The sequence below is a fragment of the Bacillus sp. cl96 genome (genome assembly GCF_900100505.1).
Taxonomy (GTDB): Bacteria; Bacillota; Bacilli; order Bacillales; family Bacillaceae_G; genus Bacillus_A; species Bacillus_A cereus.
The window spans coordinates 154,430-174,756 of record NZ_FNDM01000009.1; the positions used below are offsets into that span (position 1 = coordinate 154,430).

Genomic DNA, 20,327 nt, shown 5'->3' on the forward strand with positions numbered 1-20,327 from the left:
TATCCTATGAATACCTTACTAGGATAAAGTTCATCACTACCCACGAATTACGCGAATTGCTTCACCGCGGTCTTTTTGATTGTATACTGCTGATCCAGCTACAAGTACATTTGCTCCTGCTTCCACACAAAGTCTTGCTGTTTCAGCATTTACACCACCATCAACTTCAATTTCTACTTCTAGATTGCGCTCTTTCACCATGTCTGCAACTTGTTTAATTTTCGGTAATACAGAATGGATAAACTTCTGTCCACCAAATCCAGGGTTTACTGTCATAAGTAATACCATATCTATATCTTCTAATACATGCTCAATTACTGAAACTGGCGTATGTGGATTTAATACAACGCCCGCTTTAATACCATGAGATTTAATTAACTGAATTGTACGATGTAGATGTGGACACGCCTCTACGTGAACAGTAATAATATCCGCTCCCGCTTGTGCGAAAGTCGGGATATAGTTATCAGGATTTTCAATCATTAAATGTACATCTAATGGTAATGATGTAATTGGACGGATAGCTTCTACAATTAACGGTCCAATCGTAATATTTGGTACGAAATGTCCATCCATTACGTCAACGTGAATGTAATCCGCTCCGCCCTTTTCTACATCTTTAATCTCTTCCCCTAATTTTGAAAAATCTGCTGATAAAATCGATGGTGCAATTTTAATCATAACTAATACCTCGGCTTTCTCTCTCTAATTTCTTCTACGAATTGTTTATAGTTCTTATAGCGATATTCTGTAATCTTCCCTTCTTCAACCGCAGCTTTCACCGCACATTTCGGTTCAGAAAGATGTGTACACCCTCTAAATTTACAGTATTGGCTCGCTTCTTTCAACTCTGGAAAACAATATGTAAGATCTTCTACTTCTATATCAATGAAATCTAGTGAACTAAAACCCGGTGTATCTGCTACTAGTCCACTCCCAATTGCAATTAATTCTACGTGTCTTGTCGTATGCTTCCCGCGTCCTAAATGGGAGGAAATATCATTTGTTTTCAGCTCTAATTCTGGACGTAGCACATTAAGCATTGAAGATTTCCCCACACCAGATTGACCCGCAACGACAGAAACACAATTTTCTAAGTATGGTTTTAATATATCAATACTTTCTGACGTATTAATAGAAGTAAATAAAACATCATAACCCATCTCACGATAATCATTCGCATAAGCTTCAACAGTTGCTTTCATCTTTTCATCTACTAAATCCATCTTGCTAATACAAATAATTGGCTTAATGTTATGATATTCAATCAGCACTAAAAATCGATCTAACAGTCCAGGATTAAAATCTGGTTCTACTGCAGAGAACACAAGGATCGCTTGATCGACATTAGCAATAGGAGGTCTAACAAGTTCATTTTTTCGATCAAACACTTCAAGCACATAACCTTCAGTTGGATTATCTGCCTGAAAAACAACTTGGTCTCCTACAAGTGGTGTAATTTTATTTTTTCTAAATACACCTCGTCCACGACATTGCGTAACCCCTTCTTCATGCTGCACGTAATAAAACCCACTTAAAGCTTTTATAATTTTTCCTTCTGGCATAGAATTCTCCTTTTTTGTATAAGGTGATGCTGAATTTAAAAATGAATGGATTTAAATTTTCTAAATAACGATTTCAAAACCTACCATATATACTTTCGCTAATATACATTAAATTTCCCATTAAATGCAAAAAAATATTTACAGCTGCATCACGTTACTAGCTTTTTGAATCATATATTTTTGCCTGCTATACCGTCCACTTTGTAGACAGCATAACAGGCAATAATAATAAGTAGACTTTCACTATTATTGAGTTGGATATGGTACTTCTTTATCAATAATCGTTACTCCATCTCGTACAATTTTATAGTGTCCCTTTGAACCTTCTTGAATTACAAATTCTAAAGAAATAGTCGCTGATTCAGTAATTGTTCTCGTTTCAACCGGTCTATCCATTTTTTGCTGCATGTCTTCTTTATAAATTTCTATTGTTTGCGGCTTTTTTTCACCTGTTACAGCAGGCTCATATGGGATAGAGATATTGTCCAATTTTACCGTTTTAGTCACTTTAGGCTTTTGACCATCAGAGATAATAATAGTTACTTTATCTCCCTCTTTTAATGGTGTACCTGGTTTTGGAAATTGCGAAATTACAAGTCCTTTTTCGACTGTATCTGAATACTCTCGTTTTATATCTGACGTTAGTTTTCTCTCATTCAAATAACCAGTTACACTATTTTCAGTCCACCCCGAAAAGTCACCTGGTCTAATTTGATAAGGACCTTTACTTACCCAGATTTTCAGTTCTTGCTCCGCTTCTATAACCATTTGATCAGGCGTCGGAATTTGCTCTACAATTTCACCTTTCGGCTTATCATTTTCAATATAATTTACTGTAACTTGTTTATATTTTTCTTCTAACTCAGCTTTTACACTCTCAAAGTTTTGCCCTGTGAAATTCGCCATCTTACTTTTCTTTTTCCCACCTGATTGATAGATAGTAATTTTAGCGTTTTCTTTTACGACTCTTCCTGCTACAGGGTCCGTTTTTATTACATCCCCAACTTCAACATCATCTGTATATACAATATTAGGCTCCGTCACCTCAAAGCCCTTTTCTACTAATGTATTTACAGCTGTCGTGTATTTCATACCAGCCACATCAGGAACTTTCACATCTTTCGGAATAAATAATCCTGGAATAACCGTAAGCGCTAATGTTATTCCTATTGCTAAAAATAAAAATGTTGAAATTAAAACTTTAAGCCACTTGTTACTCCGTTTTTTCTTCTTATCTAACTCAGCTGCTTCTGCTCTTATCGGTTCTTCCACCTTACTCCCTTTTAAAACAATCGTTTCATCACTTACATTTTCAAATAATTGTTCTTGTTGAATAATCGGAATCGCTTTCGTCGCTTCCATATCTTCTGGTATGTAAAACGGTTGCTCATTTATCCTCTCTGGATATAGCGCAGTTTCAATATCTCGCTTCATCGCATTGGCAGATTGATATCGATGGAACGGATCTTTTGCAGTTGCTTTTAATATAATATTTTCAACACTTTGCGGAATATTTTCATTCCATCTTTTTGGTGATGGGATTTCACTTTGTAAATGTTTTAAAGCTATAGCAACAGCAGATTCGCCAGAAAACGGTTGTCTTCCTGTTAACAATTCAAACATAACTATCCCAAGAGAATAGATATCTGATTGTTTATTTGCTATTCCGCCACGTGCCTGTTCTGGTGATAAATAATGGACTGAACCGAGCACTGAATTTGTATGTGTAATTGTTGTTGCACTTGTAGCTGTCGCAATTCCAAAATCTGTTACTTTTATTATTCCATCAGCTCGAATTAAAATATTGTGCGGCTTTATATCACGATGCACAATTTCAAAATGATGGGCGTGTGCCATAGCGGATGTTAACTGCTCCATAATATCAAGAGCTTCTCCTATAGGTAACATCCCTCGCTCAATTATGTATTGCTTCAATGTTTGTCCTGGTACATATTCCATGACAAGATAGTATATACCATCTTCTTCTCCGACATCATACATATTCACAATATTTGGATGCGACAACGTTGTAACAGACTGCGCTTCTCGATGGAAACGTTTAATAAACTCTTCGTTATTTGAGTAGTCGAGTCTTAATATTTTTACCGCTACATCTCGGCCAAGTATATCATCATGAGCTAAATATACATTGGCCATTCCGCCACCACCAATCATTTTCAGCAGCTTATAACGGTCATTTAAGCGTTTTCCAATCAGCACGTTGCACTTCACCTACTTTCGTTTGTCGAACCCGCATAATCAATAAGAACAAGTGTGATATTATCTTCTCCACCGCGATCATTTGCCAATTGAATGAGACACTGCCCTTTACCTTCAAGCTGTTCATTTAACTGTAAAATTTGTCGCATATCATCAATAGAAACTTTGTTTGATAACCCATCAGAGCAAAGAAGTAATTGATCATCTTCCTCAATCACCAACGTTTTAACATCTAACCCAACTTTTTCTTCTGTTCCTAATGCTCTTAATAACACATTCTTTTTCGGATGATACTCTGCGTCTTCCTTTGAAATTTCACCATGTTTCACAAGCTCATTTACAAGCGAATGATCTTCCGTTACTAGCGTCATTTCTCCTTCTGATACCATATAGCAACGACTATCTCCTATATGCCCTATTGTCACAAAGCTTGGTGTACAAACAGCTATTATAAGCGTTGTTCCCATACCATTACATTCTGCATTTTGCTGAGCATATTCATATATACGCTCATTAATAATCCCAACACTAGTATGTAACCATTGTTCTACTTTTTTCGGCTCATTCATATTATGTGTTTGCTTCCAATAATCATGGAATAATTGAATGGCCATCGAGCTAGCTACATCACCAGCTCGATGACCTCCCATTCCATCTGCTACTACCGCTAATACATTTCCATCTAAATTGTGAAAAACTCCTGCACTATCTTCATTATGTTGACGAACTTTTCCTTTATCCGATAGAAATACGGCTTTCATCTCGTCACCTCGTCTCTTCTTTGCGCTCCTTCGCACGCAACTGACCGCAGGCTGCATCAATATCATGACCTTGTTCACGGCGAATCGTTACATTCACTCCACGATCTTTTAACGTTTTTTCGAACAAGAAAATTTGTTCACGTGGCGTACGTACATAATCACGTTCAGGTACGTAGTTTACCGGAATCAAGTTCACATGACATTTTACACCTTTTAAGAGCGCAGCAAGCTCTTCAGCATGCTCTACTTGGTCATTTTCTCCTCCAAATAATCCATATTCAAAAGTAATACGACGCCCTGTTCTATTTACATAGTATTTAATAGCTTCCATTAAATCTGGTAATTTATAAGCACGGTTAATCGGCATTAATTTTGAACGTAATTCTGAGTTTGGAGCATGCAATGAAATCGCAAAATTAATTTGTAGATCTTCTTCAGCAAACTTATAAATTTTCGGGATAATTCCACTCGTCGAAACAGTCATATGTCTCGCACCAATATGAAGTCCTTTTTCATGGTTAATGATGCGTAAGAATCCCATTAAATTATCATAGTTATCAAATGGTTCTCCAATCCCCATAACAACAAGAGAACTTACACGTTCTTCTGTTTCATCAAGCGCACGCTGAACTTCTACTACTTGCGCTACGATTTCTCCAGCTTCTAGGTTTCGCTTTAATCCACCAAGTGTCGAAGCACAGAACGTACACCCAATACGACAACCAACTTGCGTTGTTACACAAATGGAATTTCCATATTCGTGTCGCATTAATACCGTTTCAATAGAATATCCGTCATATAATTGGAATAAGAATTTAATTGTTCCATCCGAAGACGTTTGTTTTACTAACGTTTTTAAAGTAGTAATATCAAAGGAATTCGACAATTTATCACGCAATCCTTTAGAAAGGTTTGACATATCCTCATAATTTTTTACACGTTTTTTATATAACCAATCAAAAATTTGTCCAGCACGGAACTTCGGTTCTCCTTGTTCCTTTAACCAATCTTGCATTTCATGAAGTTGTAAAGAGTAAATTGATGGTTTCTTCGTTTCTAAATTTTTCTTTTGTTTTCTTACAGTCGTTTCCATGATGCTACACCTTCTTCCTTAAACAAGCAATATAAAAGCCATCCGTCGCAAAATAATGCGGTAAAATTTGCACTTGACCTTCATCAATATACGGAGTTAATTTTTCTGGCATACGCTCTTTAAGCGTAGTATCCCATTCAAATTCAGGATGTTCTTGTAAAAATTTCTCTATTACTTGTTCATTTTCTATTTTCTCAATTGTGCACGTACTATAAACAAGACGACCGCCTTGTTTTAATAATGGTGCTATTTTTTCTAGTATTGCAATTTGAATCGTCGATAATCTTTCACTATCGCCTTTATCTTTTCCTAACTTAATATCAGGTTTACGTCTAATTACACCAAATCCAGAACACGGTGCATCTACCAATATTTTATCAAACGTTTCATTTGCAAAGTGCTCTTGCACTTTTCTAGCATCTAGCGCTTTAGTTTCGACATTTTCTAGACCAAGTCGCTCTGCTTGCTGTTTAATTAAACGTACTTTGTGTGCATGTAAATCAAGGGACATGACCTTACCAGTTCCCTTTAATCGTTCCGCGATATGCGTTGTTTTTCCGCCTGGAGCAGCACAACTATCAAGAACTGCATCTCCCGTATTCGGTTCTAAAGCGCGTGCTACAAGCATAGAACTTTCATCTTGAATAGAAAGAAATCCTTTTTTAAACGCTTCTGTATGCGCTACATTTCCTCTTTCAATCTGAATAGCATCATCTGATAAGTCACCACGTTTTGCTTCTATACCTTCACTTGCTAACAACTCAATCGCTTCTTCTACAGTTACCTTATCAACATTCACACGCGCTGTTGGTACAGGGGGTAACATGTTTACTTCGCACATTTTTTCTGCAGTTTCTAAACCGTATTCTGAAGTCCACTCTTGGACAAGCCAAACTGGATGACTTGTTGTAATTGCAAGACGTTCTACTGGATCCTTGATTTCATCTACAGAAGGTACACCTTCTCTCTGAATCGAACGTAATACACCGTTCACCATACCAGCAATTCCTTTATGCCCGCGACGCTTTGCAATCTCAACCGCTTCATGAATAGCCGCTCTTTCTGGCACTCGGTCTAAATAAATCATTTGATATAAAGATAAGCGAAGCAATACTCTTACCCACGCCTCAACCTTCTTTTTTAAAAAAGGCTGTAAATAATAATCTAATGTGTCACGACGTTGAATCGTTCCATATACAATTTCAGTTAATAAACCAATATCTTTTCTATCAATTGCACTTTTTTCAATTAGATTATTTAAAAGTAAGTTGCTATATGCACCACTTTTTTCCACTTGAATTAAACCATCAAGAGCTAATTCACGAACATTTTGTCTCATGCATTTTCTCCTAACTTCGTTCCAATTTCAGGTTTTGTTCCACGTAAAAATTGTGAACAACTCATACGCTTTTTACCAGAAGGTTGCAATTCAGTAATTTTAACACCTGTTTCATTACTCGTTGCTACAACAAAACCATCTTCTTCGATTGCAACAATCGTACCTGCTTCAGCCGGTTCAGTTATAGGCACTTTTTCCCCCCACCATACTTTAACAACTTGTCCTGCTAAAGTTGTATAAGCAACTGGCCATGGATTCAATCCGCGAATGTGATTGTATACTTCTTCACCTGTTTTTGTCCAATCAATTTTCTCTTGCTCACGTTTTATATTGTACGCAAACGTTACTTCTTCTTCGTTTTGTTTAATCGGTTCTAACTTACCTTGAATTAATAAAGGCACTGTTTTAGATAGAAGGTGTGCTCCTGCTTCACTTAATTTATCAAATAATGAGCCTGTCGTTTCACGCTCTTCAATTTCAACTTCCACTTGCGTTAAGATATCACCAGCATCCAATTTTTCTACCATATACATAATTGTAATACCTGTTTTTTCTTTACCTTCCATAATTGCATAATGAATTGGTGCACCACCACGAAGTTCAGGAAGTAAAGAAGCGTGAACATTAATACACCCATACTTTGGTGCTTCTAAAATTTCATTTGGTACAATCTGCCCAAATGCAGCTGTTACAATTAAATCTGACTCTAATGCCAATACTTTTTCATATTCATCTTTTTCACGAATTTTTAACGGCTGTAACACAGGGATACCATGTTTTTCCGCTTCAACTTTAACAGGTGTAGGTGTTAATACTTTTTTTCTACCTACTGGACGATCAGGTTGCGTCACAACACCTACTACCTCATAGCCATCCTCAATAAGACGACGAAGCACCGGCACTGAAAAGTCCGGTGTTCCCATAAACACTACTTTTATCATTTAAAAACCGCTCCTTTTAACACCTATTCTAGTTCGTTTTCTTCATAATATCTTGTCACTTTCGATGTAAATAAAACACCGTGTAAATGATCAATTTCATGTTGAATTGCACGCGCTAAAAATCCTTCCGCTTCTAATAAGAATACTTTCCCACGGCGATTTTGCGCTCTTACTTTAATATAATCGGCACGTTCTACTTCACCATAAAGTCCCGGGAAGCTTAAACAGCCTTCGGGACCTACTTGTTCACCACGTTTTTCTAATATTGATGGATTGATTAACTCGATTTTCCCAGTATCATCATCGACATCAACAACCGCTACTTGCAAGCTTACACCTACTTGAGGCGCAGCTAAACCGACTCCGTCCGCAATTAACATTGTTTCATGCATATCTTTCAACAATTTCACTAACTTTTTATCAAAGTTAATTACTCTTTCGCATGGTGTTTCTAACACTTCATTTGGATGCTTTATTATTTCTAAAACTGCCATATTTCCCTCCGCTACATTAACATTGTTGGATTAAAATCAATTGAGATTTGTAGCTCTTTTTGCATTTCTGCTTGATAATGTTCATTTACCATTTTGAGCACGTTCTTTAAGTTTGGTTCCCGTTTGTATTTTATCATGCATTGATAACGATATCTATCTTTTATCCTTGGAATCGCTGAAGCAACTGGTCCTAGCACCATTGTTTGCTGTGAGCAATGCGTTCGTAAATACGAGGCAATTTTTTCCGTCACTTGTACCGCTTTTAATAATTCTGGATGAGATACAGTTACGAGTACAACATAGTAATATGGGGGATATTGTCTTGTTCGTCTCATTTGCATTTCTTGGTCAAAAAACACATCATATTGTTGGTTCTTCGCTAACTCTATACTGTAATGTTCTGGCGTATACGTTTGAATCACAACTTCCCCTGGCAATTCATGTCTACCCGCTCGTCCACTTACTTGCGTCAATAACTGATATGTCTTTTCACTCGCCCGAAAATCAGGTAAGTGAAGCATCGTATCTGCAGTTAAAACCCCAACGAGCGTTACTTTCGGAAAATCTAATCCTTTAGCAATCATTTGTGTTCCAAGTAATATATCTGCTTTTTCTTCCCCAAACGCCTTTAATAATTTTTCATGCATTCCTTTTCGACTTGTCGTATCTACATCCATTCGAATGACTCGCGCCTCTGGAAATAGTTTTGTAATTTCTTCTTCTACCTTTTGTGTACCTGTACCAAAGAAACGAATGTATGTACTTTGACAAGCTGGACACTCAGTTGGCATATTCTCTTCGTAACTACAATAATGACATTTTAAACGATGATTCATTTTATGATATGTCAATGAAATATCACAATGCGGACATTGGACAACATACCCACAATCACGGCACATAACAAATGTAGAATGACCTCTTCTATTTAAAAAGAGTACCATTTGTTCTTTCTTTTCTAATCGATCTGCTATTTTTTCATGCAGCGCCTTAGAAAACATTGATCGATTCCCGTCACGAAGTTCTTCTCGCATGTCAACAATCTCTACCGTTGGTAAAGCTTGTTCATTCATACGTTTTTCCATTGTTAATAGTTCATAAACACCTTTTTTCGCCCTTGCAAACGATTCAAGTGTTGGTGTCGCACTACCAAGAACGATAGGACATTTATGATATTGTCCTCTCCAGACAGCTACATCTCTTGCATGATACCTCGGATTATCTTCTTGTTTGTAACTTGATTCATGCTCTTCATCAATAATAATAATCCCTAAATTCTCAAAAGGCGCAAAAACAGCTGAACGCGCACCAACTACAACTTTCACTTCTTTTCTTAAAATCTTACGCCACTCGTCATACTTTTCTCCAACAGACAACGCACTATGAAGAACTGCAACTTGCGAGCCAAACCTACCTTTAAAACGATCCACCATTTGGGGCGTTAGTGCAATTTCAGGAACAAGAACGATAGCTTCTTTTCCTTTCTTGAGCACTGCTGCTATAGATTGTAAATATACTTCTGTCTTTCCACTTCCTGTAACACCATATAGCAAAAATGGATTATAAGTTTCATTTGTAATTGATGATAAAATCGGTGTAATAACTTGTTTTTGTTCCTCCGTAAGTGGAAATGGTTTTGTTTGTTCAAAATCATCATCGTCATACGGATTTCGGTATACTTCCACATACTTTTCTGAAATGAATCCCTTTTTAACAAGTGCTTTTATTGGAGCATCTGTTATTTGCAACTCTTCTGTAATTACTTTCAACGGTGTACTTTTATAATTTTCCACAAAATAATAAAGTACATCTTGTTGTTTTTTACTTTTCAGTTCAAATGCCGCTAATTCCAATTTATCTTCTGGCAACTCCGGCTGAACCACTCTTTGCTTCTTCTTTTGTACTTTATCTTTCACTTGATAAACGACTTCAACCGTACCATTTTTAATTTCTTGCTGAATAGTTCGGTATAAATGTGGCTGTTGCTCGATTACTTCAAAATCAATTGCTTCTTTATCCTGAAATAAATATAGTATTTCTGGTGCTATTTCTTCCTGTTTACAAAGTTGTAGACGTTTTTTATACGTTGCTTTTATCGCAGTTGGAAGCATCACTTGAAAAGCTGAAATCATGTAGCATAACGTTTCACTTGTAAGCCAATATCCAAGCTTTAATAATTCATCATTTAAAACCGGTGTTACATCTAATATTTCATGGATTGTCTTTAACTTCTTACTTTCTACATCCACCGAATCTTTAATCCCAATAATAAAACCTTGCAATTTTCTTGGCCCAAACGGAACTACCACACGCATTCCTGTCTGTATAATATCTTCCCATTTTTTAGGAATAATGTAATCAAATGGTCGATCTGTCTGACGGGCAGGTACATCAACAATTACACTTGCAAATTTCATAAACGATCATCTTCTAACATCATTTCAATTTGCTTCAATATTTCACGAGCTACCTCTTTTTTCATTAAAAGTGGCAACTCAATAACTTTTCCATCTTTTCTATACATTGTTACAATATTCGTATCCGTGCCAAATCCAGCTCCTTGCGCTTTTACGTCATTCGCGACAATCATATCTGCATTTTTCTCACGTAGTTTTTTCGTTGCATATTCCTCTACATTTGTCGTTTCAGCAGCAAAACCGATAAGTAACTGTTTATCCTTTTTCTGACCTAATGTTTTTAAAATATCCACCGTTCTTTCAAGTTCAATGACAGCATCACCATTTTGCTTTTTCATTTTATTCTCATGCACATATTTCGGACGATAATCTGCAACTGCTGCTGTTTTAATGACAACGTCTACGTTTTGATAATGTTGAAGAACTGCTTCTAACATATCTTGTGCAGATTCCACTTGCACTGTCGTTACATGTAACGGTGGATTTAATGCTGTCGGTCCTGAAACGAGTATAACATCAGCGCCTAAATTCGCTGCCACTTCCGCAATCGCATACCCCATTTTCCCAGAAGAAAAATTCGTCATAAAACGAACTGGATCAACCTTTTCACGTGTTGGGCCAGCAGTTATTAATATTCTTTTTCCCTGCAATGGTTTGTGTTCTGAGAAAGCTTCCTCTAACCGTGCAATAATTGCTTCAGGTTCTTCTAGTCGTCCCTTCGCTACATATCCACATGCTAAAAAGCCTTCCCCAGGCTCAATAAATGTATATCCTAGCGTTTTCAATGTCATCATATTTTTTTGAACTATTTTATTTTCATACATATGCACATTCATAGCAGGCGCAATCCATACCGGAGCTGTAGTAGCTAACAAAGTAGTTGTAATCATATCATCTGCAATACCACCAGCTAACTTTCCAATACAATTGGCAGTAGCAGGTGCGACAAGTACAACATCCGCCCAATCTGCTAAATCAATATGAGCAATAACAGCTGAGTCTTTCTCATCGAATGTATCCGTATATACATCATGGCGAGAAAGCGCTTGGAATGTAAGAGGCGTAACAAACTTCATTGCCGACTCACTCATCATTACTTTGACAATCGCGCCAGATTGTGTCAATTTACTCGTTAACGCAGCTGCTTTAAAAACCGCAATGCCTCCTGTTACACATAAAAGTATCTTTTTCCCTTTTAGCATATGACTCGTCCTCTTTCTTTTTCAAACTTATAATACTGAAATAGAATTCTCAGCTCGTCAGTACCGATATTTCATTCCTTTCGTAAAAAAATAACAACCTACTTGTAAATAGGTTGTTACCGTTACATAGAAAATTATAAAGTCTATGTTTTATTTTGTCGAAGGCAAAGGCTTATTCAGCTACTTTATCTTCACTTGGTACGTAGCTTAATGCTTCTGCATCGATTTCTTCTAATGCTTTACCTACACATTTATGAGAAACAGGTTTTTCTACAACACAGTTATTAGCAAGTTGCATTTCACGTGCGCGTTTTGCAGCCACTGTTACTAAAGTGTACTTAGAATCGATTTTTTGTAGTAATGAGTCAATTGATGGATTTAACATAATTATAGACCCTCCGTCATTTCTTTATAATATTTTGCTACCCTTTCGCGGCGGCAATGTTCGCCAACCACAATTGCTTTAATTCTATCACAAGCTAATTCAACTTGATCGTTTTCTACTACATAGTCGTAAGCGTCCATCATCTCGATTTCTTCTTTCGCTACAGTTAAACGATTTTCAATAACATCTTCAGTCTCTGTACCACGTCCGACAATACGGCTCTTTAGTTCAGATAAACTTGGAGGTGCTAAGAAAATAAATACACCTTCTGGGAAAGCTTTCTTAACTTGAATTGCTCCTTGCACTTCAATTTCTAAGAATACATCTTTTCCTTCTTGTAATGTTTTTTCAACATAGTCAATCGGTGTTCCGTAATAATTACCTACGAACTCAGCCCACTCAAGTAATTTTTCATTACGAATCATTTCCTCGAATTCTTCTCTTTCTTTAAAGAAATAATCCACACCATCTACTTCACCTTCACGCGGCTTACGTGTCGTTACTGAAATAGAGTACTGAAAACGTGTATCCTCATGGCTAAACAGCTCTTTACGAACCGTCCCTTTTCCAACCCCAGAAGGCCCTGAAAGAACGATGAGCAATCCTCTTCTACTTCTCATAAATATGTAAAACCTACCCTTCCTCACTTAAATCTTCTTTATTATTCAAACGATGTGCAATCGTCTCTGGTTGAATTGGACTTAATACAACATGCCCATCATCCATAACAATAACCGCCCTTGTTTTTCTCCCATACGTAGCATCAAGCAAAGCATTATGTTCGCGTGCTTCTTGTACTGTTCGTTTAATAGGAGCTGACTCCGGACTTACAATAGCAATAATTCGATGAGCAGATACAATATTTCCGTATCCAATATTTAAAAACCGCATGGCCATAGTTTGCGCCTCCTAGTAAGTCTATCCGATTTCTCCACCACGTATAACTTTATATATTTTTTGAAAGCTACTCAATATTTTGTACTTGTTCACGAATTTTTTCAAGGTTATTTTTCATTTCTACAACATATTTTGAAATTGTTAAGTCATTTGCCTTAGAACCAATCGTATTAATTTCTCTATGCATCTCTTGCACGATGAAATCCATTTTCCTTCCAACAGGCTCTTCAATCTGCAATGTTTCACGAAATTGCTCTAAATGACTTTGCAAACGAACTAACTCTTCATGAATATCACAACGCTCTGCAAAGATTGCGACTTCTGTTAGCAATCTTTGTTCATCTAGATCTTGATTATGTAATTCTTTTAAGCGATTTTCTAATCGTTCACGATATTTTTGTGTAACAATTGGTGCATGTGGAATAATCGCATTTACACAATTGCTAATCTCTTGTAAACGATACGCTATATCTTTATGTAATCGTTCTCCTTCGCCATCTCTCATCGTTTTCAACATATGAGCAGCTTGACGAACAGCCTCATATAAACTGTTCTCAAAATGTTCATTTACATTTTCTATTTCTTCAATTGCTGTTACTTCTGGCATTGCCATTAATTGCTGAAGTGTAATAGAATCTTGTAATTGAAATTTCCCTTTTATATCTTCCATCATCGATTGGTACTGCTCAAGAAGTGACCAATTCACACTTAATTTTCTTTCAACAAGTCCTTCACCTGCTATACTAATAGACACTTCGATGCGTCCACGTCGAACTTGCTGTGCAATTATTTTACGAATTTTGTCCTCAAATACCATCATTTGCTTAGGAAGTCGAATACTCATCTCTAAAAAACGGTGGTTCACCGATTTCATTTCTACTGTAATTTGAAAAGTATCACTTTCTACTTTCGATCTTCCAAACCCTGTCATACTAGAAATCATTTTTATCACATCCAAGCCATAAAATAACTCAATGAAAAAGGTAATAGAGACAAGGCTCTACTACCTTCTGTAAATTATATCACATTTTCATAACATTGACTATTTCAAGTTTAATCCCTTCTTATATAACATTGGCTTTTTCTTCTTAGCCTTTTTCCCTGTTAATAAAGAACCTACTAGTAAGAAAGTCGGAATTGATGACAAACCTCCAATTAATAACCAATCTCTTGCTTGTATCGGCATTGTGCTAAAGATCGGTTGTAACGGTGGATAATATATAACCACTAGCATAAGTAGTAACGAAATAATAACCGCCCCTACTAAATACACGTTCCCAAATGGATTACGGTGAAAGACAGAATGCTCACTACGACAATCAAATACATGAATAAGCTGTGCAAGTACCAACGTCGCAAACGCTACAGTTTGTGCATATTTCAGTTCATTTGGATGTTGGTTATACGCAATAATAAACGCCACTAACGTCACTGCTCCAATTAAAAACCCTCGACTTATTATTTTCCACGCAAGCCCTCTAGCGAATACCCCTTCTTTCGGGTGACGCGGTGTTCTCTTCATCACATCTCCTTCAGCCTTATCCAAACCTAATGCCATCGCTGGTAAACCATCAGTAACTAAGTTCACCCATAAAATTTGAATAGGAACCATCGGCAGTGGTAATGCAAGTAACATCGCAAATAACATAACTAAAATTTCTCCAACATTTGACGCCAATAAGTAGCGAATGAACTTACGTATGTTCTCGTATATATTTCTTCCTTCTTTAATCGCTGACTTAATTGTAGCAAAATTATCATCTAGTAAAACAAGTGAAGAGGCTTCTTTTGCAACATCTGTCCCTGTAATCCCCATCGCTATCCCAATATCCGCTGTTTTTATAGCTGGAGCATCGTTCACTCCATCACCTGTCATCGCTACTATATGTCCTTGATTTTGCAATGCTTTAACAATTTTCAATTTATGCTCAGGTGATACACGAGCGAATACGTACGTATCTTCTACAACATTTTCTAATTCCTCCACATCCATATTCGCGAGTTCTACTCCTTCAACAACGCGTCCATCTGGTGGTAAAACTCCTAATTGTTCAGCAATCGCCATTGCTGTCACTTTATGATCACCTGTAATCATTACTGTTCGAATACCAGCTTCTTTACACTCTTTTACCGCCTGCGCGACTTCTGGCCTTGGCGGGTCAATCATACCTTGTATCCCAACCAACATAAAATCTTTTTCAACGTCTCTTTCATGTTCAATAGAATCCGTGACTTTTAAAGGTTTAAACGCAACTGCAATTGTTCGAAGCGCTTGACTACCTAAGCTATGAATAGCCGCCTGTACTTCTTTTCTATATAGCTCACTTAACGGCTGCTGCTTATCCCCCCATAAGATTGTTTGACTCATTTGCAAAAGAACATCCGGTGCTCCTTTCGTAACAATAAACTTTTTCCCCTCTCGATCTCGTACAATAACACTCATCATTTTTCGAGTTGAATCAAATGGAAATTCACGAATAATTTCAAATTTCCCTTTCAATGCCTCACGTGTTATCCCAGCTTTCATTGCTGCAGCTACAAGCGCTCCCTCTGTTGGATCCCCATCTAATACGTACGCCTTTTTCTTTTGAATAATATTTGCATTGTTACATAGTGAACCAAATGTAAGTAGCTGATAAAGTGATTTTGTCTTAGCTGGATTCACTTCTTTTTCACCTTTCATAAAAGAGCCATTAGGTTCATATCCTTGCCCTGTCACTTTCCACAATTCTCCGCCTGACCACATATGTGTTACCATCATTTTGTTTTGTGTCATTGTTCCCGTTTTATCAGAGCATATAACAGAAGCGCAGCCTAACGTTTCTACGGCCGGTAACTTCCTTACAATTGCTCTCTTTTTTATCATACGCTGTACACCAAGTGATAAAGCTACTGTAACAATTGCTGGCAATCCTTCTGGAATAGCCGCAACAGCTAGCGATACGCCAGCTAAAAACATATGATATACTTCATTCCCTTGATACACACCAGCCAATACAACGAGCGCTGTCAAAATAAGAGCTACAATAATTAATATTTTTCCGAGCTGTTCTAACCTTCTTTGCAGTGGCGTTTCCATTTGCTCTGCATTTTGCAACATATTTGCAATTTGCCCCATCGCTGTATTCATACCAGTTGCTACAACGACTCCTGTACCAGATCCTCGCGTAATCATTGTCCCCATAAAAGCCATATTTTTTTGATCCCCAATTGCAACATCTTGCCCTTGCAGTGCTTCTACCTTCTTTTGTACAGGTACGGACTCCCCTGTCAAAGCAGACTCTTCAATATATAAACTTGATGCCTCAACAAGACGCACATCAGCCCCAATACGATCACCACTGGAAAACTTAATAATATCACCTAAAACAAGTGCTTTAGATGGTGCTTTTACCCACTTTCCATTCCGCATTACAGTAACTTGCGGGGCAGCTAGTTCCTTTAAAGCTTCCAATGATTTTTCAGCTTTTCTTTCTTGAAAAAAGCCGAGAATACCATTGATAATAACAATGGCAACAATAGCAATAGAATCAATGTATTCACCTAAAAACGCAGAAACAATTGTTGCTCCAAACAAAACGAGTACCATGAAATCTTTAAACTGTGCTAAAAATACCATTAGTGCAGAAGGCCTTTTTGCTTCTTCTAATTCATTAGTACCAAATTTCTTTACTCGCCCTTCTGCTTCTTTCTCTGTAAGTCCAACCTTTACATTCGTATTCGTTCTCTCTTCCACTTCATGTGCTCGCATTCCATACCAGTTCATCCTGCTATCGACCTCCTGATTCCAGACATACTCTATTGAAAGCTTATTCAGCCTCGTCCAAAAAAATGCTATAATTAACATTTAGTTAGAAAGGAGTGTTCATTTATGGCATTCGATGGATTATTTACAAGAGCGATTACACATGAAATTGAAAATTCTCTTTACACAGGAAGAATTTCCAAAATATATCAACCTTCAAAATACGAGATTTTATTACATATTCGAGCGAATGGAAAGAACCAAAAACTAATTCTTTCATCTCATCCTACATATGCGCGTATGCACTTAACGAATCAAAACTACGATTCGCCAGCAATACCGCCGATGTTCTGTATGCTTCTTCGCAAACATTTAGAAGGTGGGTTTATTGAAAAAATTGAACAAATCGACTTAGAACGCATTATTCAAATTACAGTTCGCAGTCGTAATGAAATCGGAGACGAATCATTAAAAACATTAGTAATTGAAATAATGGGACGACATAGTAACATTATCTTATTAGATACGAAAACAAACGTGATTTTAGATAGCTTAAAACACGTTTCATTAGCCGTAAACCGTCACCGAACTGTATATGCTGGTGCTGAGTACGTCGCGCCACCAGCCCAACATAAAATCAATCCTCTGCAAATTGAAACCGCAGATGATTTTATTAGACCGCTAGACTTTCTATCTGGAAATATGGATAAACAACTCGTTGGTGCTTTCATGGGAATATCCCCATTATTTGCAAAAGAAGTAGTAAAGAAAGCCGGTATGGTAAACGAGAAAGCATTATCAGAAGCATTTTTCTCTATACAAACACCATTACTATCTCATGCATATACACCTACAATGATTACTGCAAATGGAAAAGAATTCTTTTATCTTTTCCCTCTTACACACTTGCAAGGAGAAGAAAAAACATTCTCATCAGTGAGCGAATTGTTAGATCGTTTCTTCTTTGGCAAAGCAGAACGTGATCGTGTAAAACAACAAGCTCATGATTTAGAACGCTTTATGCAAAACGAAAAAAATAAAAACGAGAAAAAACTCATTAAACTCGAAAAAACACTGCAAGATGCTGGAAAAGCAGATAAATATCAACTATTTGGAGAGCTACTTACAGCCAATATGTACGCTTTAAAAAAGGGCGATAAAGATATTGAGGTCGTTAATTATTACGATGAGGATGGTGGAACTGTAAAAATCACATTAGATCCTTTAAAAACACCATCTGAAAATGCACAACGCTATTTCCAAAAGTATCAAAAAGCAAAAAATTCGGTTGCTGTTGTAGAAGAACAAATCGAAAAAACAAATGAAGAAATTCTTTATTTTGATAGCTTACTTCAACAAATGGAAGCTGCTTCTTCAAAAGATATTGAAGAAATTCGTGAGGAATTAGCTGAAGAAGGTTATGTGCGCAATCGCAAAACGAAAAACGCAAAGAAAAAGCCTACTAAACCAGTATTAGATAAATATGTAGCAAGTGATGGCACAGAGATTTTCGTTGGTAAAAACAATAAACAAAATGATTATTTAACAACGAAGTTTGCCCGCCGTGATGAAATTTGGTTACATACGAAAGACATACCTGGCTCTCACGTTGTCATTCGTTCTTTAGAGCCTGCTGAAGAAACTTTACTAGAAGCTGCCAAAATTGCTGCCTATTACAGTAAAGCGAAAGAGTCTAGCTCTGTACCTGTTGATTTCACCAAAATACGCCATGTCAAAAAACCGAGTGGTGCAAAACTTGGTTTTGTTACGTACGACAATCAGCAAACCGTATATGTAACACCAGATGCTGATATTGTAATGAAATTAAAAGCGTAAATACAAAAATGCGTTGCTTATAAGCAACGCATTTTTTATATTCGTTCACACTAGTTCATATACCCATTTACTAATTCATAACATCTTGCTTTTGTCATCTTATATTTCTCTTCTGAAGCTTCTATACGCCTCATCGTTCCGTTATTTGTATCAGTACCAATTGCTTTAACTTTACTTTCTTTTTCTTTAACCCACGCAATTTGTTTCGTTTTTAACGACTGAAACGCATCAGGTGACATCGTACTTTTTAATGTACTGTAAATTTCATTTAGTTTATTATCCCACAGTTCATAATTTCCTTCTATTTCATTTACTATATCATTGGTTGACATAGCATTCGTATGTTTTTCTTGTTTATCTATAGCAGCTAATTCACTTAAAACATTTGCTCTATCTATCTTTGAAGAAGATTCTTTTTGCGATTGTTTCTCTTCTTTTGAGCCTGTATACGCACTCGAATCCTTTCTCTGTACTTGTTCTGTTTCTTGAATATTTCTTTCTTTCGTTACCTTTTCATACCTATTTTTATCTACATTGTATGAAATAAGAGATGTTTTCGCATTTACAGTAATTAATCCGTTACTATCTTTGAATATGTATTTCTTATCGCCACTATTTTCTTCACTTACAAATGACACATTCTTATCGTCTGGCATTTTTAAAATTCTATTTGCTTCTTCTTTTGTAAGTTTTAAATCTTCAGGAAAAACGAATGACCATTTATCCATTAACCATTCCCCTTCTTTATACACCAAATGAAATTCCCAATCTTGGGCCGCATGACCTATTTCATCTTCTAAACTTAATGTATGTACCGTTAAATTTTCTTTATCTTGTGAAGAAGAAAATCTTATTTCAGTTTGAAAATAATTTGGGAATGGTAACATATCAGTCTCTCTCGATCTATTAAAGTTAGCAAGCAATTCAGGAAGCTGATTCTCTACAAACTTTTCTGAAACCAATCCTTTAACTCCTTTTTTAGCTGTCTCTAAATCCCCAGGATTATTTCGGCTCCATCCATTTTCTTTTTCCATCTCACTAAACGCATTTGCTATTCCATCTACACTCTTTCTTACAATCTTTTCCGCTTCTTTTTCTGTCACTTCTGGCGCTTCATCAAGCTGTTCAATCGTTTCATTTACTTGAACTTTGTGTTCACTTGTTTCACACCCCGTTATAACAAGCATACTAGCGGCCAAACAAAATGACATTACTTTACTTAATTTCTTCATACACTCACATTCCTTAACCCAGTTTTTTTCGTTACATCCCTTTACCTATAAAAAACGTAACAATCCCTTATTATACCAATTAAATTAATCCATTTATACAAAAAATATAATATTTAAATTAAAAAGATTTTCGTTTGCGAGTTTATATTATTGTTCATTCACATAAAAACTTACTGTAAAAATTTTATATATATTTATTT

General features: G+C 36.5%; 17 protein-coding genes. 1 reads left to right on the forward strand and 16 read right to left on the reverse strand.

Going from position 1 to position 20,327, the window contains the following annotated elements; translation table 11 throughout:
- Window positions 1–36: 36 nt before the first annotated feature.
- The 15 genes from rpe to BLT20_RS19845 form a co-directional block, all read right to left on the reverse strand.
- Window positions 37–681 (reverse strand): ribulose-phosphate 3-epimerase, encoded by a 645-nt coding sequence (gene rpe, locus BLT20_RS19775; protein WP_000589974.1) that lies wholly within the window; start codon window positions 679–681, stop codon window positions 37–39.
- Between the two features lie 2 nt (window positions 682–683).
- A complete protein-coding gene (gene rsgA / locus BLT20_RS19780; protein ID WP_001113932.1) occupies window positions 684–1,565 on the reverse strand; it encodes a ribosome small subunit-dependent GTPase A in 882 nt (293 codons plus the stop codon).
- 246 nt (window positions 1,566–1,811) lie between these two features.
- On the reverse strand, window positions 1,812–3,785 hold the full coding sequence (gene pknB, locus BLT20_RS19785; RefSeq protein WP_000904747.1) for a Stk1 family PASTA domain-containing Ser/Thr kinase: 1,974 nt from the start codon (window positions 3,783–3,785) through the stop codon (window positions 1,812–1,814).
- A gap of 8 nt (window positions 3,786–3,793) precedes the next feature.
- Window positions 3,794–4,546, reverse strand: coding sequence for a Stp1/IreP family PP2C-type Ser/Thr phosphatase (locus BLT20_RS19790; RefSeq protein ID WP_000648703.1), 753 nt, complete (start codon window positions 4,544–4,546; stop codon window positions 3,794–3,796).
- Window positions 4,547–4,550: 4 nt separating this feature from the next.
- Window positions 4,551–5,639 (reverse strand): dual-specificity RNA methyltransferase RlmN, encoded by a 1,089-nt coding sequence (rlmN, locus tag BLT20_RS19795; RefSeq protein ID WP_000450540.1) that lies wholly within the window; start codon window positions 5,637–5,639, stop codon window positions 4,551–4,553.
- Between the two features lie 4 nt (window positions 5,640–5,643).
- Window positions 5,644–6,978, reverse strand: a complete 1,335-nt coding sequence (rsmB, locus tag BLT20_RS19800) for a 16S rRNA (cytosine(967)-C(5))-methyltransferase RsmB (RefSeq protein ID WP_001249666.1) — start codon at window positions 6,976–6,978, stop codon at window positions 5,644–5,646.
- Window positions 6,975–7,919: a methionyl-tRNA formyltransferase gene (fmt, locus tag BLT20_RS19805; RefSeq protein WP_000598810.1), complete on the reverse strand. Its 945-nt coding sequence runs from the start codon at window positions 7,917–7,919 to the stop codon at window positions 6,975–6,977. Before fmt ends, rsmB begins: the two co-directional genes overlap by 4 nt.
- Window positions 7,920–7,942: 23 nt before the next feature.
- Window positions 7,943–8,413, reverse strand: a complete 471-nt coding sequence (gene def / locus BLT20_RS19810) for a peptide deformylase (protein ID WP_000279455.1) — start codon at window positions 8,411–8,413, stop codon at window positions 7,943–7,945.
- An 11-nt stretch (window positions 8,414–8,424) separates the two neighbouring features.
- Window positions 8,425–10,830, reverse strand: a complete 2,406-nt coding sequence (gene priA, locus BLT20_RS19815; RefSeq protein WP_000666701.1) for a primosomal protein N' — start codon at window positions 10,828–10,830, stop codon at window positions 8,425–8,427.
- On the reverse strand, window positions 10,827–12,032 hold the full coding sequence (gene coaBC / locus BLT20_RS19820) for a bifunctional phosphopantothenoylcysteine decarboxylase/phosphopantothenate--cysteine ligase CoaBC (RefSeq protein WP_000911750.1): 1,206 nt from the start codon (window positions 12,030–12,032) through the stop codon (window positions 10,827–10,829). The genes priA and coaBC overlap by 4 nt, the downstream gene beginning before the upstream one ends.
- A gap of 172 nt (window positions 12,033–12,204) precedes the next feature.
- Window positions 12,205–12,417 (reverse strand): DNA-directed RNA polymerase subunit omega, encoded by a 213-nt coding sequence (gene rpoZ, locus BLT20_RS19825; protein WP_000933960.1) that lies wholly within the window; start codon window positions 12,415–12,417, stop codon window positions 12,205–12,207.
- A 2-nt stretch (window positions 12,418–12,419) separates the two neighbouring features.
- Window positions 12,420–13,037, reverse strand: coding sequence for a guanylate kinase (gmk, locus tag BLT20_RS19830; RefSeq protein WP_001257741.1), 618 nt, complete (start codon window positions 13,035–13,037; stop codon window positions 12,420–12,422).
- Window positions 13,038–13,050: 13 nt separating this feature from the next.
- Window positions 13,051–13,314, reverse strand: a complete 264-nt coding sequence (remA, locus tag BLT20_RS19835; protein WP_001251456.1) for an extracellular matrix/biofilm regulator RemA — start codon at window positions 13,312–13,314, stop codon at window positions 13,051–13,053.
- Between the two features lie 67 nt (window positions 13,315–13,381).
- Window positions 13,382–14,257: a YicC/YloC family endoribonuclease gene (locus BLT20_RS19840; protein ID WP_000625869.1), complete on the reverse strand. Its 876-nt coding sequence runs from the start codon at window positions 14,255–14,257 to the stop codon at window positions 13,382–13,384.
- 99 nt (window positions 14,258–14,356) lie between these two features.
- Window positions 14,357–17,080 (reverse strand): calcium-translocating P-type ATPase, SERCA-type, encoded by a 2,724-nt coding sequence (locus BLT20_RS19845; protein WP_001104778.1) that lies wholly within the window; start codon window positions 17,078–17,080, stop codon window positions 14,357–14,359.
- Between the two features lie 105 nt (window positions 17,081–17,185).
- On the opposite strand from BLT20_RS19845, the gene BLT20_RS19850 reads away from it, so the two are divergent.
- On the forward strand, window positions 17,186–18,895 hold the full coding sequence (locus tag BLT20_RS19850; protein WP_000863284.1) for an Rqc2 family fibronectin-binding protein: 1,710 nt from the start codon (window positions 17,186–17,188) through the stop codon (window positions 18,893–18,895).
- A gap of 50 nt (window positions 18,896–18,945) precedes the next feature.
- Here the strand turns inward: BLT20_RS19850 and BLT20_RS19855 are convergent, their stop codons facing one another.
- Complete coding sequence (locus tag BLT20_RS19855) at window positions 18,946–20,127, reverse strand: lysozyme inhibitor LprI family protein (RefSeq protein ID WP_000736518.1); 1,182 nt, start codon at window positions 20,125–20,127, stop codon at window positions 18,946–18,948.
- Window positions 20,128–20,327: the final 200 nt, after the last annotated feature.

Excerpts from the sequence above, each read along its gene's own strand:
- rpe (WP_000589974.1), bottom strand. The coding sequence starts at position 681 with ATGATTAAAATTGCACCATCGATTTTATCAGCAGATTTTTCAAAATTA.
- rsgA (WP_001113932.1), bottom strand. The coding sequence starts at position 1,565 with ATGCCAGAAGGAAAAATTATAAAAGCTTTAAGTGGGTTTTATTACGTG.
- BLT20_RS19790 (WP_000648703.1), bottom strand. The coding sequence starts at position 4,546 with ATGAAAGCCGTATTTCTATCGGATAAAGGAAAAGTTCGTCAACATAAT.
- rlmN (WP_000450540.1), bottom strand. The coding sequence starts at position 5,639 with ATGGAAACGACTGTAAGAAAACAAAAGAAAAATTTAGAAACGAAGAAA.
- rsmB (WP_001249666.1), bottom strand. The coding sequence starts at position 6,978 with ATGAGACAAAATGTTCGTGAATTAGCTCTTGATGGTTTAATTCAAGTG.
- fmt (WP_000598810.1), bottom strand. The coding sequence starts at position 7,919 with ATGATAAAAGTAGTGTTTATGGGAACACCGGACTTTTCAGTGCCGGTG.
- def (WP_000279455.1), bottom strand. The coding sequence starts at position 8,413 with ATGGCAGTTTTAGAAATAATAAAGCATCCAAATGAAGTGTTAGAAACA.
- priA (WP_000666701.1), bottom strand. The coding sequence starts at position 10,830 with ATGAAATTTGCAAGTGTAATTGTTGATGTACCTGCCCGTCAGACAGAT.
- coaBC (WP_000911750.1), bottom strand. The coding sequence starts at position 12,032 with ATGCTAAAAGGGAAAAAGATACTTTTATGTGTAACAGGAGGCATTGCG.
- rpoZ (WP_000933960.1), bottom strand. The coding sequence starts at position 12,417 with ATGTTAAATCCATCAATTGACTCATTACTACAAAAAATCGATTCTAAG.
- gmk (WP_001257741.1), bottom strand. The coding sequence starts at position 13,037 with ATGAGAAGTAGAAGAGGATTGCTCATCGTTCTTTCAGGGCCTTCTGGG.
- remA (WP_001251456.1), bottom strand. The coding sequence starts at position 13,314 with ATGGCCATGCGGTTTTTAAATATTGGATACGGAAATATTGTATCTGCT.
- BLT20_RS19840 (WP_000625869.1), bottom strand. The coding sequence starts at position 14,257 with ATGATTTCTAGTATGACAGGGTTTGGAAGATCGAAAGTAGAAAGTGAT.
- BLT20_RS19845 (WP_001104778.1), bottom strand. The coding sequence starts at position 17,080 with ATGAACTGGTATGGAATGCGAGCACATGAAGTGGAAGAGAGAACGAAT.
- BLT20_RS19850 (WP_000863284.1), top strand. The coding sequence starts at position 17,186 with ATGGCATTCGATGGATTATTTACAAGAGCGATTACACATGAAATTGAA.
- BLT20_RS19855 (WP_000736518.1), bottom strand. The coding sequence starts at position 20,127 with ATGAAGAAATTAAGTAAAGTAATGTCATTTTGTTTGGCCGCTAGTATG.